Consider the following 16,001-nt stretch of genomic DNA (forward strand, 5'->3'; position numbering starts at 1 on the left):
TAATAAACCGAGTCCCCCGACGGATGCAATCGCATCCGTCGGGGGCTCACTGTTTTTTACCCTATTACCTCTTCAGATAAGGATAAGGCTATAGAGTAACACGGGCTTAAGAAGAATGTCTCCGAGGCTACGGTGCGCCAGCTCACCGACAGCCAGCTCAAGGAAGAGGCCTATCTCCGTAATCCCGAGACTGCCTACCTGGTCTCCAATGAGAAGTTTGATCAGAAGATCGAGGAGATGGGAATTATTGGGCCCGAGGATGCCATCACTATCGCGGGGATGTATGCTGAGCGCGCAGCGTATCAGACGAAGCAGTGGTTTATGAACCTGATTCATGATCTGATGGAGCTACTCTTTCATGCTGCCGGCTTGATCATTGATACGCTACGCACCTTCATCTTGATCGTCCTCTCCATCCTGGGTCCTGTGGTCTTTGGTATTGCTGTGTGGGATGGCTTGTCGGGCTCTTTGACGGCGTGGTTCTCTCGCTACATCTCGGTTTATCTCTGGCTACCCGTCAGCTCTATCCTTACGGCTCTGCTTACGAAGATCCAGGTCTTGATGATCCAGAAGGACATCTCCGCCCTAAGCGATCCCAACTACCTGCCTGACTCAGGCTCGTGGTATTACATCGTGTTCTTCCTCATTGGCATTGTGGGCTACTTCTGTGTACCTACGGTTGCTGGGTGGATTATTGAAGCTGGAGGCGGTATCGGCTCCTATGGGCGCAATGTCAATCAGGTAGCTCAGCGCGGGATGCAGGGGGCTTATGCTGGAGGTAAGGCAGCGGCTGCAGGAGTAGGTGCCAGCATAGGCAACCTTGGTGGCCGCATCAAGGGGGCTTTAATCAAAGGCTAGTAACACCAGAGAGAAGTATACACTATGGAATTCCAATCATTAAAGAATATCGAGACGGCATTCCGTCAGATCCGTCTCTACATCCTCCTCTTTGCCTTGCTCTGTGCAGGAGTCTGTGGCTATGCCCTCTATAGTTCCTACCGCTTTGCCGAAAGGCAGCGTGAAAAGATCTATGTCTTAGATCAAGGTAAGTCGCTGATGCTGGCGCTTAGCCAAGATGCCTCGCGTAATCGCCCTGTGGAGGCCAGAGAGCATGTCCGTCGTTTTCATGAGCTCTTCTTCAGTATCGCTCCCGACAAGGATGCTATCGAGGAGAATATGTCCCGTGCCTTTGCCCTCTGTGATAAATCAGCCTTTGATTATTACAAGGATTTGGCGGAGCAGGGCTACTACAACAGGGCGATCTCGGGCAATGTCAATCAGCGTATTGTGATCGACTCGATCCACTGCAACTTTGAGAGCTATCCTTATGAGGTGACGACCTACGCCAGGCAGGTCATCTTAAGGCAGAGTAATGTCACCGAGCGAAGCCTGGTGACGAGCTGTACACTTCAGAACTCTGTCCGCTCGGATGACAACCCACAGGGCTTTCTGATGGAGCACTTCCTTGTACGCGAGAACCAAGATCTACGGAGCTATAAACGCTAAAGCCATGTCTACTCGCTTTTCCCTCTATCGCTACTATCTCGGGCTGCACTACTGGCTTCGGGCTTACTGTGATCGGCTTAGTCCTATGACTCGTCGACGCTTGGTCTATGGTATCAGTCTGCTCTACCTATCCTGCTCCCTTATGATGCTGGTCCAGGTCTTCTTCCCCAGGCAGGAAGCACGCCAGCTACCTATTCCCAGGCGCCAGCCTCTGGATGCACCTCTCCGCCCGTCTCAGCTGGATAGCCTCGGGCGTGAACTCTCGAGAATCACTCATCAAAAGATAGCACACTATGGATAAGAAACAGCAGGAACAGCTCCGTAAGGGGCTCGTCTTCGGAGGGCTGGGGCTGCTCTGCGCCCTCTCCCTGTGGTTCATCTTTGCCCCCTCAGACAAGGATAAGGGCGCAGAGCAAGAGGGCCTCAATAAGGATATCCCCGAGGCTACGGTGCGCCAGCTCACCGATAACAAGCTCAAGAGCTATGAGCTCAGCGACAAGTCGGCTTTAGAGAACGAGACGCAAGCTGAGATTGGGCGCCTCTCGGATTACTTTGCCGAAGAGCCCGCCTCCCTCGAGGCCCAAGGTCAGGAGCGGAGTTCCTCAACGAAGATTGAGGGCTCGCTCCAGCGCTATGAGGAGAATAAGCGTCTCTTGAGCTCCTTCTATGCCACGGATCCTAATGCAGAAGAGCGTGATGCTTTGCGAGCTGAGAACGAAGATCTCCGTGAAGCTCTGCGTAAGAAAGAGAGTGAAGAGGATGACGAGGAGGAAAAGCAACTTCGCCTGATGGAGCGAAGCTATCAGATGGCCTCCAAGTACCTCCCCAAGGGTGGGGAGCTTCCAGCTAAGGCCTTTCTTCGAGCAGAAGAGCGTACTATCGTAGAGCCAGAAGCAGAGAGCGCTCTTCAAGAGCCCAGGATGGAGGTCCTTGCAGAGCCCAAGCACATGGTCTCTAGCCTAGCTCAGCCCATGGACGATTCAACCTTCATGCAAGAGTACGGGAGCAAGGAGCGCCATATAGGCTTTCACTCGGCTCTCGCTCAGCCCTCTTCCATTCAGCGTAACACCCTGCCCGCGGTGGTCGATCATACGACGATACTACGAGAGGGAGACTATGTGGCCTTACGTCTCTTAGAGTCCGTCCATATCGGCGAACTACGTATCCCACGACAGAGCTTGCTGATAGCTCAAGCTAAGCTCGGGGGGAATCGCTTGCATCTCCTCGTCAAGAGTCTTGAGATCGGTGGGCGGATTATCCCCGTCAAGCTCTCGGCCTATGATCTTGATGGGCAGGAGGGGATCTATATCCCGGGGGCAGAGCAGGTCTCTGCCCTGAAGGAGGTGGGGGCGAACATAGGAGGCTCGGTAGGCACTTCCTTCACCTTTGCTAGCTCGGCAAAAGATCAGATCATCTCCGAGGCAGCTCGTGGCGTGATGCAGGGTGCAAGCCAGCTCCTTCAGAAGAAGCTCCGTACCCTTCAAGTTACCCTCAAAGGTGGCTATCGTCTCTTTTTAGTTTCCAGTAAGTAAACAGCAAAAGCACTATAACAATGAAGCAATGGATTCTTTCCGCCCTGCTCTTCGGGGCGAGTATGACTACCGCCCTTGCTCAGACTACGACCGATAGTCTGAGAGCTCAGACGGGCTATCGTCCCCTTTCCACGGGCGATCTCTATCAAGGGATGAGTAAGACCATCCCCTCGGGACGTGTGGTCTTACCCTATGGCCTTGAGGTCACCTTTGACAAGACCTCGCACCTGATCTTCCCCTCCGCTATCCGCTACGTAGACCTCGGGAGCAACAAGCTCATCGCAGGGAAAGCGGAGGATGCGGAGAACGTCCTGCGTGTCAAGGCCGCCGTGCGTGACTTTGAGACGGAGACGAATATGAGTGTCATCTGTGAGGATGGCTCCTTCTATGCCTTCAATGTGAAGTATGCCGAAGAGCCCGAGAAGCTCAGCGTAGAGATGGCCGACTTCTTGTCAAGCACGGAGGGTAGGCTACCGAGCAATCGTGCCGATATCTACTTTAAGGAGCTGGGGAGTGAGTCGCCTATCCTCGTGAAACTGATGATGAAGACCATCCATCAGAATGATGAGCGGACGGTCAAACACATCGGGGTACGCCAGTTTGGAATACGCTTCCTCCTTCGTGGCCTCTATGCACACAACGGCTTACTCTACCTACATACCCGCATCGACAATGAGACGAATCTTCCTTACTCGGTAGACTTCATCAGCTTCAAGGTCGTCGATAAGAAGGTGGCTCGACGTACGGCCGTCCAGGAGCAGGTCCTGCAACCGCTACGAGCCTACCACGAGGTGACTCGGGTGCGAGCAGAAGGGTGCGAGCGCACAGTCTTCGTGCTCGAGCAGTTTACCCTCTCGGAGGACAAACAGCTTGAGGTAAGGCTTTACGAACGAGGTGGTGGACGCACGCTTGCCTTCTACCTCGATGAGGAAGACCTTCTACTTACTAGGAAGATTGACAACCTTAAACTCAAGTGGTAGCCCTATGAAGAAGTTTTGTTTACTCCTCGCTTGTGCTCTCTGTGGGTTCTTCTCTGTAGAGGCGCAGCGTCTCATCCCCAGACAACAAGGGATTGAGATCATCGCGTCCGTGCCACTTATCAAGGGAGAGAAGGTCTTTAGCAAAGAGCACTGGGGGGCTGGTGTGTCGCTTACGAAGTACCTCAAGCGAGCTAGCTATGCCTTCCTCTTGGCTGAATACGAAGAGCAGCGACTCTCGTATCGTGACTATGAAGTTCCGATGCGTGATGTGCTCCTACAAGTGGGCTATATGCAGCCTCTTCTCTCAGATAGAGGCAAGAATATCTTTACCTACCTAGGTATCTCCGCCCTTGGGGGCTATGAGGAACTCAATGAGGGGCAGAGGCTCCTTCCTGATGGGGCGACGCTTCTAGACCGCTCACGCCTCGTCTATGGCGGAGCTCTGCATAGCACCGTTGAGTGCTTCCTCTCGGATAGGCTACTCCTTGTCCTCAAAGCTCAGGGGCGGGTGCTCCTGGGCTCTGATCTATATCGCTTTCGTCCCGCTCTTGCCTTGGGACTGCGCTTTAACCTATAGAACGAAGAAGAATAATGAAAAGGAAACTTGTGAATACGCTGTGGGCTGTGGGGCTACTTGCCCTAGTGAGCCTTTGTCTCTCTGCTTGTGACCGCGAGCTGGAGGTACAGCAGGCTTATGACTTCATGCTAGAGACGATGCCCGTCCAGAAGGATATCCGTAGGGGCGAAACGGCTGAGATACGATGTTCCCTCAAACGAGCTGGTCGCTTTGCTGGGGCCCGCTATACCCTCCGCTACTTCCAAAGCGAGGGTAAGGGGATGCTGAGGCTAGATAAAGGCGCAGCACTCAAGCCTAATGACCGCTATCCACTAGTGAGTGAGGAGTTTCGCCTGTACTATACCTCGCAGTCAGCAGATCGGCAGACGATTGACGTGTACATAGAGGACAACTTCGGCAAGGTGCAACAGCTGACTTTCTCTTTCAATCATAAGAAGGCAGAGGATAAAAAGAAAGATGGCTAAATGGATATTTGTTCTCTGTCTTCTGTTACAGGAGGCTTTGTCCTCTATGGCACAGATCGCTCAAAGGATATCAAATCTATCCTTTGAGCGATCTATGTTTTGTGTTAAATACTTTGGTGGCTGGCACGGCAAGGAACATTGTCCCTATATCGGCTATGGATAGCAGCTCCCCAAAAGGAGAGAAATTTACGGCAGAGATGACGGAGCGACAAGCTGACTTACTTTTGTGTGTCGACCTATGGAACGCTTTAAGGTGTTTAGGGGCTATCGCAAAGATGTCTTGCTCTTAACTCGGCTTTCCTATAACGTCGGTGTGGGGCGCCTGCTTGGCTATGGCAAACAAGGTAAAAACAAGCTGCTTTGCAAGATTGAGCAAGGGGATAGGGATTTCCACAAGGACTACCTGTCCTTTTGCCACTACAAAGGCAAGGTCTTGCGTGAGTTTGTTTATTCGTTATTTAGATTATGAATGAGTAACTTTGCTGAAAATGGATACAGCAGTATATGCCTGGTTGTGAATAAAGTATTTAATTAGGATATAATCAATTCATATTGCGATGATACCAATAGATATAATAGGTAAAGGAGCCCATTGGAGTGTAGAGCGGATTTCAATAAGTGATAATGGGCAAGAAAAATCCGTGGTCAGGAAGCATGGCAGAAATGTAGATGACAATATCACAACTTATAACCTTGTGCTCAAAGCTGGTTTACCAACTCTGAAGAGGTATGTAAAAGTGAATGATAATGAAATTGAGGCAGAGGATTTAAATGCTGATACCTCAAAAGGGTATTTTGTTAGTCCTAATACTATTAAAAATTACCCAAACTGCGTAGATATATTTATAAAGTGCATTAACTCCGGAAGTCTTACTCCCTTGGAAAGTGAACAATGCAAAGAGTTTGACTTTATGCATATTCTCAAAACAAATGGATTTGCTGAGGAGGTTGTTGATCAAATGAGGAAGAAAAAGATTGCTATTGGTGCTGAAGGTGAAGTCTATAATAATAAGATAAAGTTTATAAGTAATTTAGAGCTCTTTTGTTGTAGTGTCCGAGAAGATTTGAAAAAGGCAACTTCCAATAAGATTGCATTATACTCAGACGCCTTCTTCTTTCGGGTAAATCCATTAAGTGGTTATATTGAATATGTTATAGCGGATTTTGATTGCATAACTTCAACGGACTATCTCGCTGATGATGTATCTAAGGAAAATCAGGAACAGTTTAAGACTGCATTATTGGAATTTATACGTTTTTTTGTTGTTAAAGAAAAACAGGAGGAATACATAGCACTCTTAGATGATTTTATGTCGCTTGCCAGCCAATAATTTTTTCAGGAAAAAGCTCAGGTATAACGAAAAAATATATGCGACTTTCTTTTGCTCCTTTTCTTTATGTCACCTGCTTGGTTCAAAGATAAAGAAAAGAGGCCCTGAAGCGATTAAGTAAATTGCTTCGGGGCTTTTGTTTTTAGGACTATGGCTTAGGCTAAACGACTTTGTATCTCTTTGATATTGCGATGTACGAGCTCGATGATGCGCTCGTGGTACTCGGTGTTTTGATTCATTAAGCCACGGCACTGGATGACCTGCATCGTTTCAAGCGATACCTCGATGGTCTCTATCCGTTTGCCCTCAATGCGAGCCGATAGAATAAGGCTCTTCTCCTTGAGGTGATACTCATTAGTGAATATGCAATGGTGTAGAGCTTGTCCTTCCTCGATATACTCCTGCACGCTCTCCAGCACTCGGATTTGGATGCTACCATCAGTGAAGGCAACGCCAAAGAATGGGGCTTTGAGTTTTTGGAATCGTGCTTCATCCTCCTGCGCCTTCTGTCGTTTGTGCTCTTCTTGTTCTCGCTCTTGCCGGGCCCGCAACTTTCGGTGTACCTCGTCGTGGGCTTGCTGTAAGTCCTCGGGGCAAACGTAGTGGGCGTTGTGCGTGTCCTTACATAATCTACGGAGCATATCCACATAATCGCACCAAAGGGCGATGTCCGTGATGTCGTAGCCCCAGCGAAGTGTGATTTTGTAGGCTGGCCAATAGGCATCCCAACTCCTTGGGCAGCTGAGGAAGTAAGCAAGATGCTCGGTGCGTCCAGCTTTCAGTAGGGTCTCGGCTCGGCTGTCCGTGAGGAGCGCTGGGATAAGGCTTGTGGGAGCGATGCCATAGCACTTGCCTTCAAAGCCATTCCTCTTTAGGGTATCGCTTAGCTTAACCTTGGGGCATAGAGGGCAATGAGCGACGAAGCGGTAGGCTTCGTTGTCCCGACGAATAGCCATAGGCGAATAGTAGGCAAAGCTATCTATATAATGTCCCATCGTTCGCTCTACGGCGACAATAGACTGCCTGCCACGCTCATCCCACCAATACTGGCCAATCTCCATGACGGAGGAGCTGGCTTGGTAGCCTTTCTCCATACCCGCAATAAGCAAGTACATACGCAAGACTTGATACCCTCCCGAAGTAGTCAGTACTGTGAAATACTGGCGTTGCTTTAACTTCCTCGCCCTTGTCGTTATGACCTCTAAGTCTGCCCCACACTGGGGGCAGGTGCAACGCTCGGTAGGCTCAATCATTTGCCACGAATGCCCACAATCCATACAAGTGGTTTTGCCCTTGGGTAGGCGGTAGGCATAGTGGTCAATGCACTCACGGAATGCCCACTGCCTCTGTGCCTTCGTTATGGGGCGGAGGTGCTTGCTTTGAGCGAGGACGGCTTGCTCAAACTTGTTTCTCGGTTTCATAGCTACATATCAAATAGGGAGGGTTGGGGTACTTGCTCGCTGTCGGTGCTTGCCTTGGATTTTACTCGCTTCGGCTCTTGCAACCTGCGTAGCTCCTGGGCTTGATACTGCTGTATCGCCTGCTTGCGTGCTTCGGCTTTCTCTTCCTCGGTGAGGACTATGGTGTGATTGACCACCACATGGCAGGCGACAGGGCTACCCACTTCTAGATCGTCCTCATCATAGTAGTGTATCGCCATAGAGTAGATCTCATCGTCCTCAAAGCCGTTGCAACCACTCTGTTGTACCTGCTTTAAGATGTAGGTGATGCAGTCCTCGATGTTCTTGTGGGGCTTTGCCAAGTTAGGAGCAAACAGAGGGTCTGTAGCTGCTCGTAGGTTGAGGTACTCGGCTATGGTGCGAGTGAATTGTTCTGTTCCGCTCATTGTCCTTAGTATTTAGGGATTTCTACAATCTGGTTGATACGTCCGTAGAGGAGCTTACGTAGGCTCGTTCGGTCAGGGGCGTAGTATTCAGCCCATTGTCCGTATTGCTTGACCAAGTACTTTTTCAGCACATCGAAGAAGTCAAAGCGGTAGCCCATCACGGGGACGGCGGTGCAGAAGTAGGTGTTGCTGTTCACGGCTTCGCATAGCCAATCCTTTTCCTCACGGTTCATTGTCCCGCCACGATTGAGCTTCACACGCAGGAGGTAGGCTTCACAGGCACAGAGGGTTTCCAAGGGTTGCACCTCCCACTGCACGAACTTAGTCGCAACGACACACGCACACTTCTCAAGCCCCGAACTTATGCGGTAATGGGAGGAGGAGCTATCTCCTTTTCCTTTCATCGAAGATCTGGTATTTACATTCTGCTTATCCATAGTGACATTTTTTTTATGCGTCCAACGATCGGAGTATGCTGATTCCTTTTTCGAGCAAGACAGAGGTAGCGGGGCGATGGCGGACACAAGGTTTGGGAGGAAAATACAACCTGGAGCCCCTGGGGCGGAAGTGTGGAGATTTTCCTGCCAACCGCAGGCACCGACCTTGGGGTAGCCCAAGCCCCGTCCTACCTTTGCGAGGGAAAAGAAACAGCATCCGTCGCTTACGCATCAAGTGGAGCGGCTGGATGAGAAGTAGAAGTGCAAAGCCTATAAGTCGAAAGTAAAAGGTGGCTAGCTCCTAAGAGCCAGCCACCCGTCAAGAGTATGAGGAAGTATCCTTGCTAAAGGAAGCAGATTAGGATCGCCACGAAGATGGCTAGCCAGAAGAGGAAGCCGAGGATGGTGAAGGTGACCTGTAGGACTGTTCGTACGACGAAGCGTAGCAGGAGGAAGCCCACGATGACGCTCATGATCTGTACGACTTGTGGTGTAACGACTCTAGAGACGAGGTAGAGGGCAGCTACCACTAGTGCCAGGAGAAGTGCCAGCTCGATGATACGTCGCCAGTCGATGGAGCGAGTGGGAGTAGCTGGCGCCTTCGTCTGCTTGTCGGGAGAAGCCTTACCCCTGATGAAGATGGGGCTGTGCGGATCGTGATTCATTGCTTGAGTATTCATATCTGGGGACATGCTAGAGATTCAAGAGCAGGGGCAAGATGCTCCGAGACACAAAGGGCAAGGGTACTTACCCCTTGACGTGTGGAGCGGAGCGTATATCTTGGCTCTTGATACTCGCGTGCCCCCAGTGGAATCTTACTCTTGAACGTAGATCTCAGCCTTGTCTACGATGGGCAAGTGATTCTCCTCGATGAGTAGGACGATGGTACCCGTCAGCTCGGTGTAGAGTAGCTCGTACTCAGGACTGCCGTCGAAGTCATCGTGGAGCTCGTACCCTGAGAAGACCGCTTGGATGGACTTGTTGCCCAGAAGGATGGGGGCGAGCCTAGGGGGAAGGGGCTCGGGAAGTTCTTCGGAGAACTCCTCCATTAGGATGGAGACAAGGGTGTCATACTTGGAGAAGTGGAGTCCCTGGTAGAGGACCTCGCTAGCCATTGCCTCCGCTTCGAGGTGCGAGAAGCCCTGGGCTACGCTATCGCAGTAGGAGGAAAGGGCTAGGTCTGTACGAGCTCCGATGAAGGCGCTGTTGGCCACTAGCTCGGGATGATGGTCTCTGAGGTAGCCTTCCAGCTTGAGTCGGAAGTAGGAAAGCTCTTTCTTGGTCTGATTCATAATAGGGCTTGTATTAAGGGGAGAGCATAGGCTTAGAGACCCATGGCTTGGTTGAACTTATCGAGCTTACCGGCTAGCTGCTCCATATCGTGCTCGATCTTCTTGCTGGTGATGCGGGCGTAGATCTGCGTGGTCTTGATGTTGGTATGCCCCAGCATCTTGGAGACGCTCTCCATCGGTACGCCTTTACTGAGCGACATGGTCGCAAAGGTATGACGAGCTAGATGGAAGGTGAGTCGCTTTTGTACTCCACACACGTCGGCTATCTCCTTGAGGTAGGCATTCATCTTCTGGTTGGAGAGGATGGGAAAGAGCTTCCCGTCCTGGGAAGTAGTACTCGAGCTATACTTCTCGATGATGGCCTTGGGGATGTCTAGAAGGAGGATGTTACTCTCGACGCTTGTCTTCTTCCTTCGTGTCATGATCCATGCCTTCCCATCTAGGGTGACCAGGTGCTCTCGCCGGAGATTGGCCACATCGATGTAGGCAAGTCCAGTGAAGCAGGAGAAGAGGAAGAGGTCACGGACGAGCTCAAGGCGAGGGATCGTCAGCTCCTTGTTGGCTATCCTCAGGATCTCCTCGTCGGTGAGGAAGCCTCTATCCACAGGTGCGAGGTGGAAGTGGTGATCACGAAAGGGATCTTGGAGGAGATAGCCCCGCTTGAGGGCATAGATGGTGACGGTCTTCAAGGTCTTCATCTTCTTGACTGCGGTGTTGTAGGCACATAGAGCCACTGTCGTGAGGTATAGCTCGAAGTCTTGGATGATGGCAGGCGTGAACTCCATCAGCCCGATATCCTTGCGCTTATACCTGTATACTAGGAACTCGAAGAAGTGTCTACGCAAGACGCAGTACTTCTGTAAGCTCTCCTTGCTGATGGTGTGCCCCACGCGCTGACGGATGTCATCGATGAACTTGTCAAAGACAGGGAGAAAGGTGCTGAACTCCTGGATTTGCCCGAGGTAGGCGGAGCGGAGCTTGTCCAGCGAGATCGTTTGGTCGTCTTGGTACTTGTGGTAGAGGGAGTGGAGGCTGGTGGAGATGGCATCTAGGCTAGCATTGACAGCGAGGGCTTCGGAGGAGCGTCCCTTCTGTCGGCTGGTTCTGCTATTCCACTGTGCCTTGTCTACGAAGATCTTCGTGGAGCCAAGATTGCTCATTGCTCCTCCGAGGAAGATGCGTAGCATGACGGGCGACTTGCCTTCTTTATTCTCGTAGTTTGAGCGTAGGTAGAAGGACACCTTGAACGATTGTCTCATAATGCATCATTCGTTAGTGTAGCACGTGCTACAAAGTTACTTACTTACACATTGAATGAGAGTATGTTGCTACCTTCAATTAGCCCTTCATTTAGCCGTCACTGCTACACTAATTGCTACGTCTAATTTTGTGTAGCAGTTTCTGTAGCAGAATTTGACCGATTGATGACTATTAGACCCTAGGGGTAAGCCGTCAGGTCTATGGACTGCATACAAAGAAAAATCGTTGTAAGACCATGTCCTACAACGATTTCCTCTTGTTTTTAGGGCTTTTTTGACGACCATTTTGCAGTCACTTTGAAGCCTTTTAGCGGAGAGGGCGGGATTCGAACCCGCGAAACGCTTTTGGCGTTTACACACTTTCCAGGCGTGCCTCTTCAACCACTCGAGCACCTCTCCTTATCAGCCTGCTTAAGGCTTCTACTTATTGGAAAGCTCCGCAAAGGTATAATAATATCTGTATACTGCCAAACTGCCACGCTTTCAGCTCCCGTCTCGGATACCTATGGCAGACTTTGCCGAAGGGAGCCCTTATGGGTGTGGTGGTAGACTCTACGGAGCGGGGCAGTGTGAACCAATATAGGTCAGCGGGCTGACCTATATTGGTCCGACGACGATATAGGTCGCGATGACGACCTATATAGGTCAGCCCGCCAACCAATATAGGTTCGTACCACCCGCTTATATGACTCGGTGCGGGTAGCTGCGTTAGGGCTACCAGCCGAGGAGGTTACGTGCGATCCACCAGCCGATGACAGCGATGACGAGGAGGCCGAGGGTCAGCGGATGCTGGAGCGTGCGTCTAAGGCGGGGCGCTCGCTGGGGGAAGAGCTCCGCGTAGCCGTAGAGAAGGAGGAGAGGGATGGTGAAGAGGAGCGCGCGGTTGTAGCTAAAGGCTTCGGTGAGGTGCCCATGGAGGAGGGCGTGAGCGGCGCGCTGGAGTCCACACCCTGGGCAGCGATAGCCCGTGGCGGCGAGGATGATGCAGCGAGGGAAGGGGTAGGTCGCTGGATCAAGGAAAGCATACAGCCCCACGGCTACCCCGAGGAGCAGAAGCCCGATGAGTAGATATCGGCGCTGCTTGAGGGGGGAGCGATGGGGCTGTGTAGGGGGGAGGGGAGTGTGATTCATCCCCGAGAGAAGGGGGCTACCCGAGTGGGGGCTTAGCTGATGATCTGCAGGAGCTTGGTGTAGTTCTGATTGCGAGTCAGATCCTGAATGTTGAACCAGTCGATGATCGTCAGGATGCCGCAGCCACCACACGTGAGGAGCTTGAGCACGCCGTAGCCTGTGTCGCCGAGCATGAAGCGGTCGATGCCGAGTGAGCCTGCGAAGACCGATACGATGATCATCATCGTGGGGTCCTTGTAGTCCAAGGCATTGATCAGGGTAAACTTGTCATCATCGAGGGCGAGCAGGCGGTCTTTGATGGTGAGGATCTGCGTGGGGCTAAAGAACTTCTGGTTAGCGGCAAGGAAGAGGTCTACTTTCTGACTGTCCATAGCGTTGATGTACTATATGTGTGACTTGAGATGGATATTACTTAGAGCTATTGTGCTTCGAGGCGTGAGCGGCCTTGCGGTCACGCACCTCCTTGGCATATTGAGCAGCTTTCTTACGACCCTTACTGTCGGTGCCGAAGGAGTCGAACTCGAAGCGCTCGGGCAGCGTGCGAGCGAAGTCCCTCACGCGGGGCTGTCCGGCCGTACCCTTGTCGATGATGATGGAGTCATATAGGCGCTTCGTCTCAGGGATGATGCTGTCGGGATGTCCCTTGACGGGCTCGGGGAAGCGGTAGGAGGCGTAGCTGATAGTGGCGGAGTCGACGCTGATGCGCTGGTAGAGCTTGAGACCTGAACCTAAGCGGTCGTGCACGGCGTCGAAACCATTGCGGTAGACCTTAGGCGAGGCGGAGCTGATGACGAAGGCTGGGGCGATGGTGTCGCCCTTTTCGCCACGCGTCGTACTACGGGCATAGCCATGGTCATGGCCCTGCAGGACGAGGTCGGCACCTCCCTCGATGAGCTCGTCCTTGAAGACGTAGTGCATCACCAGATTCTTTCGCCCGTCACGCACGCAGTCTACGGCGTGGTGGAAGAGGACGATCTGCCAAGGCTGGTGCGAGCCCTTGAGGGCAGAGCGTAGCCATTCCTTATGCTGATTGATAGCACCCAGACCCATAATGTCTGTGGTGTCCATGACGATGAAGCGCAGGAGCGGCATGTCGATGAAGTAGCTTCGCCCGAGGAAGTCCTTCGGCCCATTGGTAGGGTAGCCGAACTGACGTACCCAGCGGGGGTCGAGTTCGCGCCCGAAGCCCTTCTTTAGGTACTCGTGGTTGCCTGGTGCTGCGATGATAGGGATGCTGCGCGTGAGGCTGCCGATGCTGGTGTACCACGCTCTCCAGTAGGTGTCCGTAGGCCCCTCGATCTGGTCACCTGCGAAGGCGAAGAAGTCGATAGAGTCAGCTGCGTGGCGGAGGTAGTCGAAGTAGCGCTTGCTCTCTGCGATACCAGGGTCCTGCACATCACCCATATAGACGAAGTGCGTCGCACGGTCTTCACTGGGCATAGCGAAGCGTCCCGAGACGGGGTCAGCACCCTGCACGCGGATCGTATAGAGGTAGCTGCGCCCTGAGATGAGGCTGTCGAGATGAACTTGGTAATAGCAACCACGGCCCGAGCGGGAGGCGATGACCTCGCTCGTGGGGGCGAAGGAGACGGGGCGGAGGGTATCGCCCTTCTCATTGATGGCGCGTAGGAGAAGCTCAGCGGGCTGGGCGGTCTCTCCCGAGAGCCAAGTGATCGTGCGCTGTGAAGCGAAGTCTTCGCCAGGCGTCAGCGTGACGCGGCTCACAGCCTGCTCGGTCGTGTAGGCTTCTTCGGGCACATTGCCGAACCAAGCACGCCAGCGGAGCTTAAAGAGAATACCTGTCCCGACGAGCAGTACGGCGAGGACGATGAGGGCGATACGCCAGCGGTGCTTCCTCTTGGGGGGCTGATGCCCGCGGAGTGTGGAGCGTCTGCGTCTCATTATGCTTTAGAGGGTATCGGTGGTCTCCTCGCCAGAGGGGAGTGCCTCTCTGGACTCAGCGGTAGGGACGCTGGCCTTGAGGATCGTGAGCTCACGCTGCAGTTCGTCGCGCTCGGCATCCCACTTGGTCTTCTCTTCCTTGAGGGTGCGGACTTCCTGTCCGAGGCTGTCCCATTCGTAGAGCCCTCGGACGGAGAGGCCGATAGCCATCGCTGCTACGACGCCGATGACGCCGAGGGAGGAGACGGGTACCGTGCCTTCGGCTACGCCAGGCATCGTGAGATCCCAGAGGCTATAGCTGAGGATGGGGATGATGAAGCCGATGAGTGTAGCCGCCAGCGTCATCCACAGATAGGGCTGGAAGAGGCGGCGACGCATGAGGCGTGGTGCGAGGAGGAAGTAGTTGAGGTAGAAGATCACGACCAGATAGAGGTCCGTGAGCCACGTTGAGTAGTAGAGTCGGGGATTGGTGAAGACCGACATCTCGGGCGTCCCCTGCACGGTCGTCACGAGGGTCTGCAGGATGATCAGTACGATCCAGACGAGGGCGTAGATCGAGACGGATATGGTGCGGTTGGCGGACTTAGTACTCATTGTCTAATAGGATATTTCGTGAAGAAGGGGGTTAGATGGTGCGCTCGGCGATGTAGTCGGCGAGGTCGATGAGGGAGGAGCGGTACACGCTTTCGGGGAAGGATAGGAGGAGCGTCTTCGCCTCGTCTATGTAATGATAGAGGCGCTGCCAAGCATAGTCCATACCACCACCTTCGTGGGCGAGGGTGGTGAGGCGCTCGATGCTCCCCTCAGCGATGGGCTTCTCAGCGAGGAGCTGGAGGTAGGGCGTTGCCTTACCCTCCTTCTGAAGCTCGGTGAGGACGTGGAGTAGGGGGAGGGTGATCTTACCCTCACGGATATCGTTGCCCGTGGGCTTGCCTACGTCAGAGCGGTGGTAGTCGAAGATATCATCACGGATCTGGAAGGCCATACCCAGTGCTGCACCGATGCGGGCGGCACGGTCATAGTCTGCGGCGCTGGCCTCGACGGTGATCGCCGCGACCTCGGCGCAGGAGCGGAAGAGTACGGCGGTCTTCTGGAAGATGATATCGTAGTAGGTGGCTTCGTCGAGGATGACGCCCTCGGCGGTCTCAAACTGGCGGATCTCCCCTTCGGTGAGCTCGCGCCCGATGGCTGAGACGATACCCATGATACGCAGGTCCGCCAGAGCGATAGCTCCCACGAGGGCGGAGGAGAGGATGAAGTCTCCCATCAGCACCGCCACGCGGTTGTCGAAGAGTACCCCGAGGGTGGGGCGGCCACGACGGGTCTTCGCCTCGTCGATGACGTCGTCATGGATGAGCGTCGCCGTGTGGATTAGCTCCAGCAGCACGGCCGCATCGATGCTCCGCTGTGGGGGCACGTCACCACGCAGCAGCCCAGCGATGAGGGCTGTGAGGATGGGGCGTACCTGCTTCCCTGTGGAGGCACTGAGGTGCTCGATGGCTTCTTTCAGCCATTCGGACTTGGTCGCGAGGATCGAAGTGAACTGGCTGTGGAAGTCATCCACGAGGGCTGCCACGGGGGCTTTGATCTGATTGAGGTCGTGCATGGGCTGTCGGCGCATCGTTAATTCCTTGCAAAAGTAGCTAATTCTCCTCGGCTAACGCTCATGAAGCAGCCACCCCGCAGTCTCCACGCCCCTGATATATGGGGATGAGAGACTGCGGGGTGGCTGGTCGTATATAAG

At 53.2% G+C, this 16,001-nt stretch carries 17 protein-coding genes, 1 tRNA gene and 2 pseudogenes; 8 read left to right on the forward strand and 12 right to left on the reverse strand.

All coding sequences use genetic code 11. The features are described from left to right. Positions 1 to 138: 138 nt before the first annotated feature. The 8 genes and pseudogenes from traJ to HMPREF1121_RS06640 form a co-directional block, all read left to right on the forward strand. Positions 139 to 858 (forward strand): annotated as a pseudogene (traJ, locus tag HMPREF1121_RS06605) (conjugative transposon protein TraJ); the annotation flags it as partial. 24 nt (positions 859 to 882) lie between these two features. Then, on the forward strand, positions 883 to 1,506 hold the full coding sequence (traK, locus tag HMPREF1121_RS06610; RefSeq protein WP_044115474.1) for a conjugative transposon protein TraK: 624 nt from the start codon (positions 883 to 885) through the stop codon (positions 1,504 to 1,506). Between the two features lie 293 nt (positions 1,507 to 1,799). Continuing rightward, complete coding sequence (gene traM / locus HMPREF1121_RS06615; protein ID WP_044115475.1) at positions 1,800 to 3,038, forward strand: conjugative transposon protein TraM; 1,239 nt, start codon at positions 1,800 to 1,802, stop codon at positions 3,036 to 3,038. A gap of 20 nt (positions 3,039 to 3,058) precedes the next feature. Beyond that, positions 3,059 to 4,018, forward strand: a complete 960-nt coding sequence (traN, locus tag HMPREF1121_RS06620; protein WP_044115477.1) for a conjugative transposon protein TraN — start codon at positions 3,059 to 3,061, stop codon at positions 4,016 to 4,018. Positions 4,019 to 4,022: 4 nt separating this feature from the next. Next, positions 4,023 to 4,595 (forward strand): conjugal transfer protein TraO, encoded by a 573-nt coding sequence (locus tag HMPREF1121_RS06625; protein ID WP_044115478.1) that lies wholly within the window; start codon positions 4,023 to 4,025, stop codon positions 4,593 to 4,595. 14 nt (positions 4,596 to 4,609) lie between these two features. After that, positions 4,610 to 5,059 (forward strand): DUF3872 domain-containing protein, encoded by a 450-nt coding sequence (locus tag HMPREF1121_RS06630; protein WP_044115480.1) that lies wholly within the window; start codon positions 4,610 to 4,612, stop codon positions 5,057 to 5,059. Further along, positions 5,052 to 5,528 (forward strand): annotated as a pseudogene (locus HMPREF1121_RS06635) (lysozyme). The gene HMPREF1121_RS06630 and the pseudogene HMPREF1121_RS06635 overlap by 8 nt, the downstream one beginning before the upstream one ends. An 88-nt stretch (positions 5,529 to 5,616) precedes the next feature. Continuing rightward, positions 5,617 to 6,390: a hypothetical protein gene (locus tag HMPREF1121_RS06640; RefSeq protein ID WP_044115482.1), complete on the forward strand. Its 774-nt coding sequence runs from the start codon at positions 5,617 to 5,619 to the stop codon at positions 6,388 to 6,390. A 155-nt stretch (positions 6,391 to 6,545) separates the two neighbouring features. Here the strand turns inward: HMPREF1121_RS06640 and HMPREF1121_RS06645 are convergent, their stop codons facing one another. From HMPREF1121_RS06645 to HMPREF1121_RS06700, 12 genes are all read right to left on the reverse strand, one after another. Continuing rightward, complete coding sequence (locus tag HMPREF1121_RS06645; RefSeq protein WP_044115483.1) at positions 6,546 to 7,811, reverse strand: PcfJ domain-containing protein; 1,266 nt, start codon at positions 7,809 to 7,811, stop codon at positions 6,546 to 6,548. Between the two features lie 2 nt (positions 7,812 to 7,813). Next, positions 7,814 to 8,236, reverse strand: a complete 423-nt coding sequence (locus HMPREF1121_RS06650; protein WP_044115484.1) for a PcfK-like family protein — start codon at positions 8,234 to 8,236, stop codon at positions 7,814 to 7,816. 5 nt (positions 8,237 to 8,241) lie between these two features. Continuing rightward, positions 8,242 to 8,640: a hypothetical protein gene (locus HMPREF1121_RS06655; RefSeq protein WP_084152000.1), complete on the reverse strand. Its 399-nt coding sequence runs from the start codon at positions 8,638 to 8,640 to the stop codon at positions 8,242 to 8,244. 377 nt (positions 8,641 to 9,017) lie between these two features. Further along, the gene (locus HMPREF1121_RS06660) at positions 9,018 to 9,353 is read right to left on the reverse strand and encodes a hypothetical protein (protein WP_044115622.1); all 336 of its coding nucleotides are present in this window, start codon (positions 9,351 to 9,353) and stop codon (positions 9,018 to 9,020) included. 135 nt (positions 9,354 to 9,488) lie between these two features. Then, complete coding sequence (locus tag HMPREF1121_RS06665) at positions 9,489 to 9,965, reverse strand: DUF1896 domain-containing protein (protein WP_044115486.1); 477 nt, start codon at positions 9,963 to 9,965, stop codon at positions 9,489 to 9,491. A gap of 32 nt (positions 9,966 to 9,997) precedes the next feature. Next, entirely contained in the window at positions 9,998 to 11,224 is a 1,227-nt protein-coding gene (locus HMPREF1121_RS06670) for a site-specific integrase (RefSeq protein WP_044115487.1), read from the reverse strand. A 311-nt stretch (positions 11,225 to 11,535) separates the two neighbouring features. After that, positions 11,536 to 11,623, reverse strand: a tRNA-Ser gene (locus HMPREF1121_RS06675). Positions 11,624 to 11,938: 315 nt separating this feature from the next. Beyond that, entirely contained in the window at positions 11,939 to 12,355 is a 417-nt protein-coding gene (locus HMPREF1121_RS06680) for a DUF2752 domain-containing protein (protein WP_044115488.1), read from the reverse strand. A 32-nt stretch (positions 12,356 to 12,387) separates the two neighbouring features. Next, on the reverse strand, positions 12,388 to 12,726 hold the full coding sequence (locus HMPREF1121_RS06685; protein ID WP_044115489.1) for a TM2 domain-containing protein: 339 nt from the start codon (positions 12,724 to 12,726) through the stop codon (positions 12,388 to 12,390). 37 nt (positions 12,727 to 12,763) lie between these two features. Next, positions 12,764 to 14,257 (reverse strand): metallophosphoesterase family protein, encoded by a 1,494-nt coding sequence (locus HMPREF1121_RS06690; protein WP_044115490.1) that lies wholly within the window; start codon positions 14,255 to 14,257, stop codon positions 12,764 to 12,766. A 6-nt stretch (positions 14,258 to 14,263) separates the two neighbouring features. Continuing rightward, positions 14,264 to 14,851 carry a hypothetical protein gene (locus tag HMPREF1121_RS06695; RefSeq protein WP_044115491.1) on the reverse strand — a complete coding sequence of 196 codons (588 nt, stop codon included), beginning with the start codon at positions 14,849 to 14,851 and terminating at the stop codon, positions 14,264 to 14,266. A 31-nt stretch (positions 14,852 to 14,882) separates the two neighbouring features. Further along, a complete protein-coding gene (locus tag HMPREF1121_RS06700; RefSeq protein ID WP_084152002.1) occupies positions 14,883 to 15,878 on the reverse strand; it encodes a polyprenyl synthetase family protein in 996 nt (331 codons plus the stop codon). Positions 15,879 to 16,001: the final 123 nt, after the last annotated feature.

The sequence above is a fragment of the Porphyromonas sp. KLE 1280 genome, from assembly GCF_000700805.1.
GTDB classification, from domain to species: Bacteria; Bacteroidota; Bacteroidia; order Bacteroidales; family Porphyromonadaceae; genus Porphyromonas; species Porphyromonas pasteri.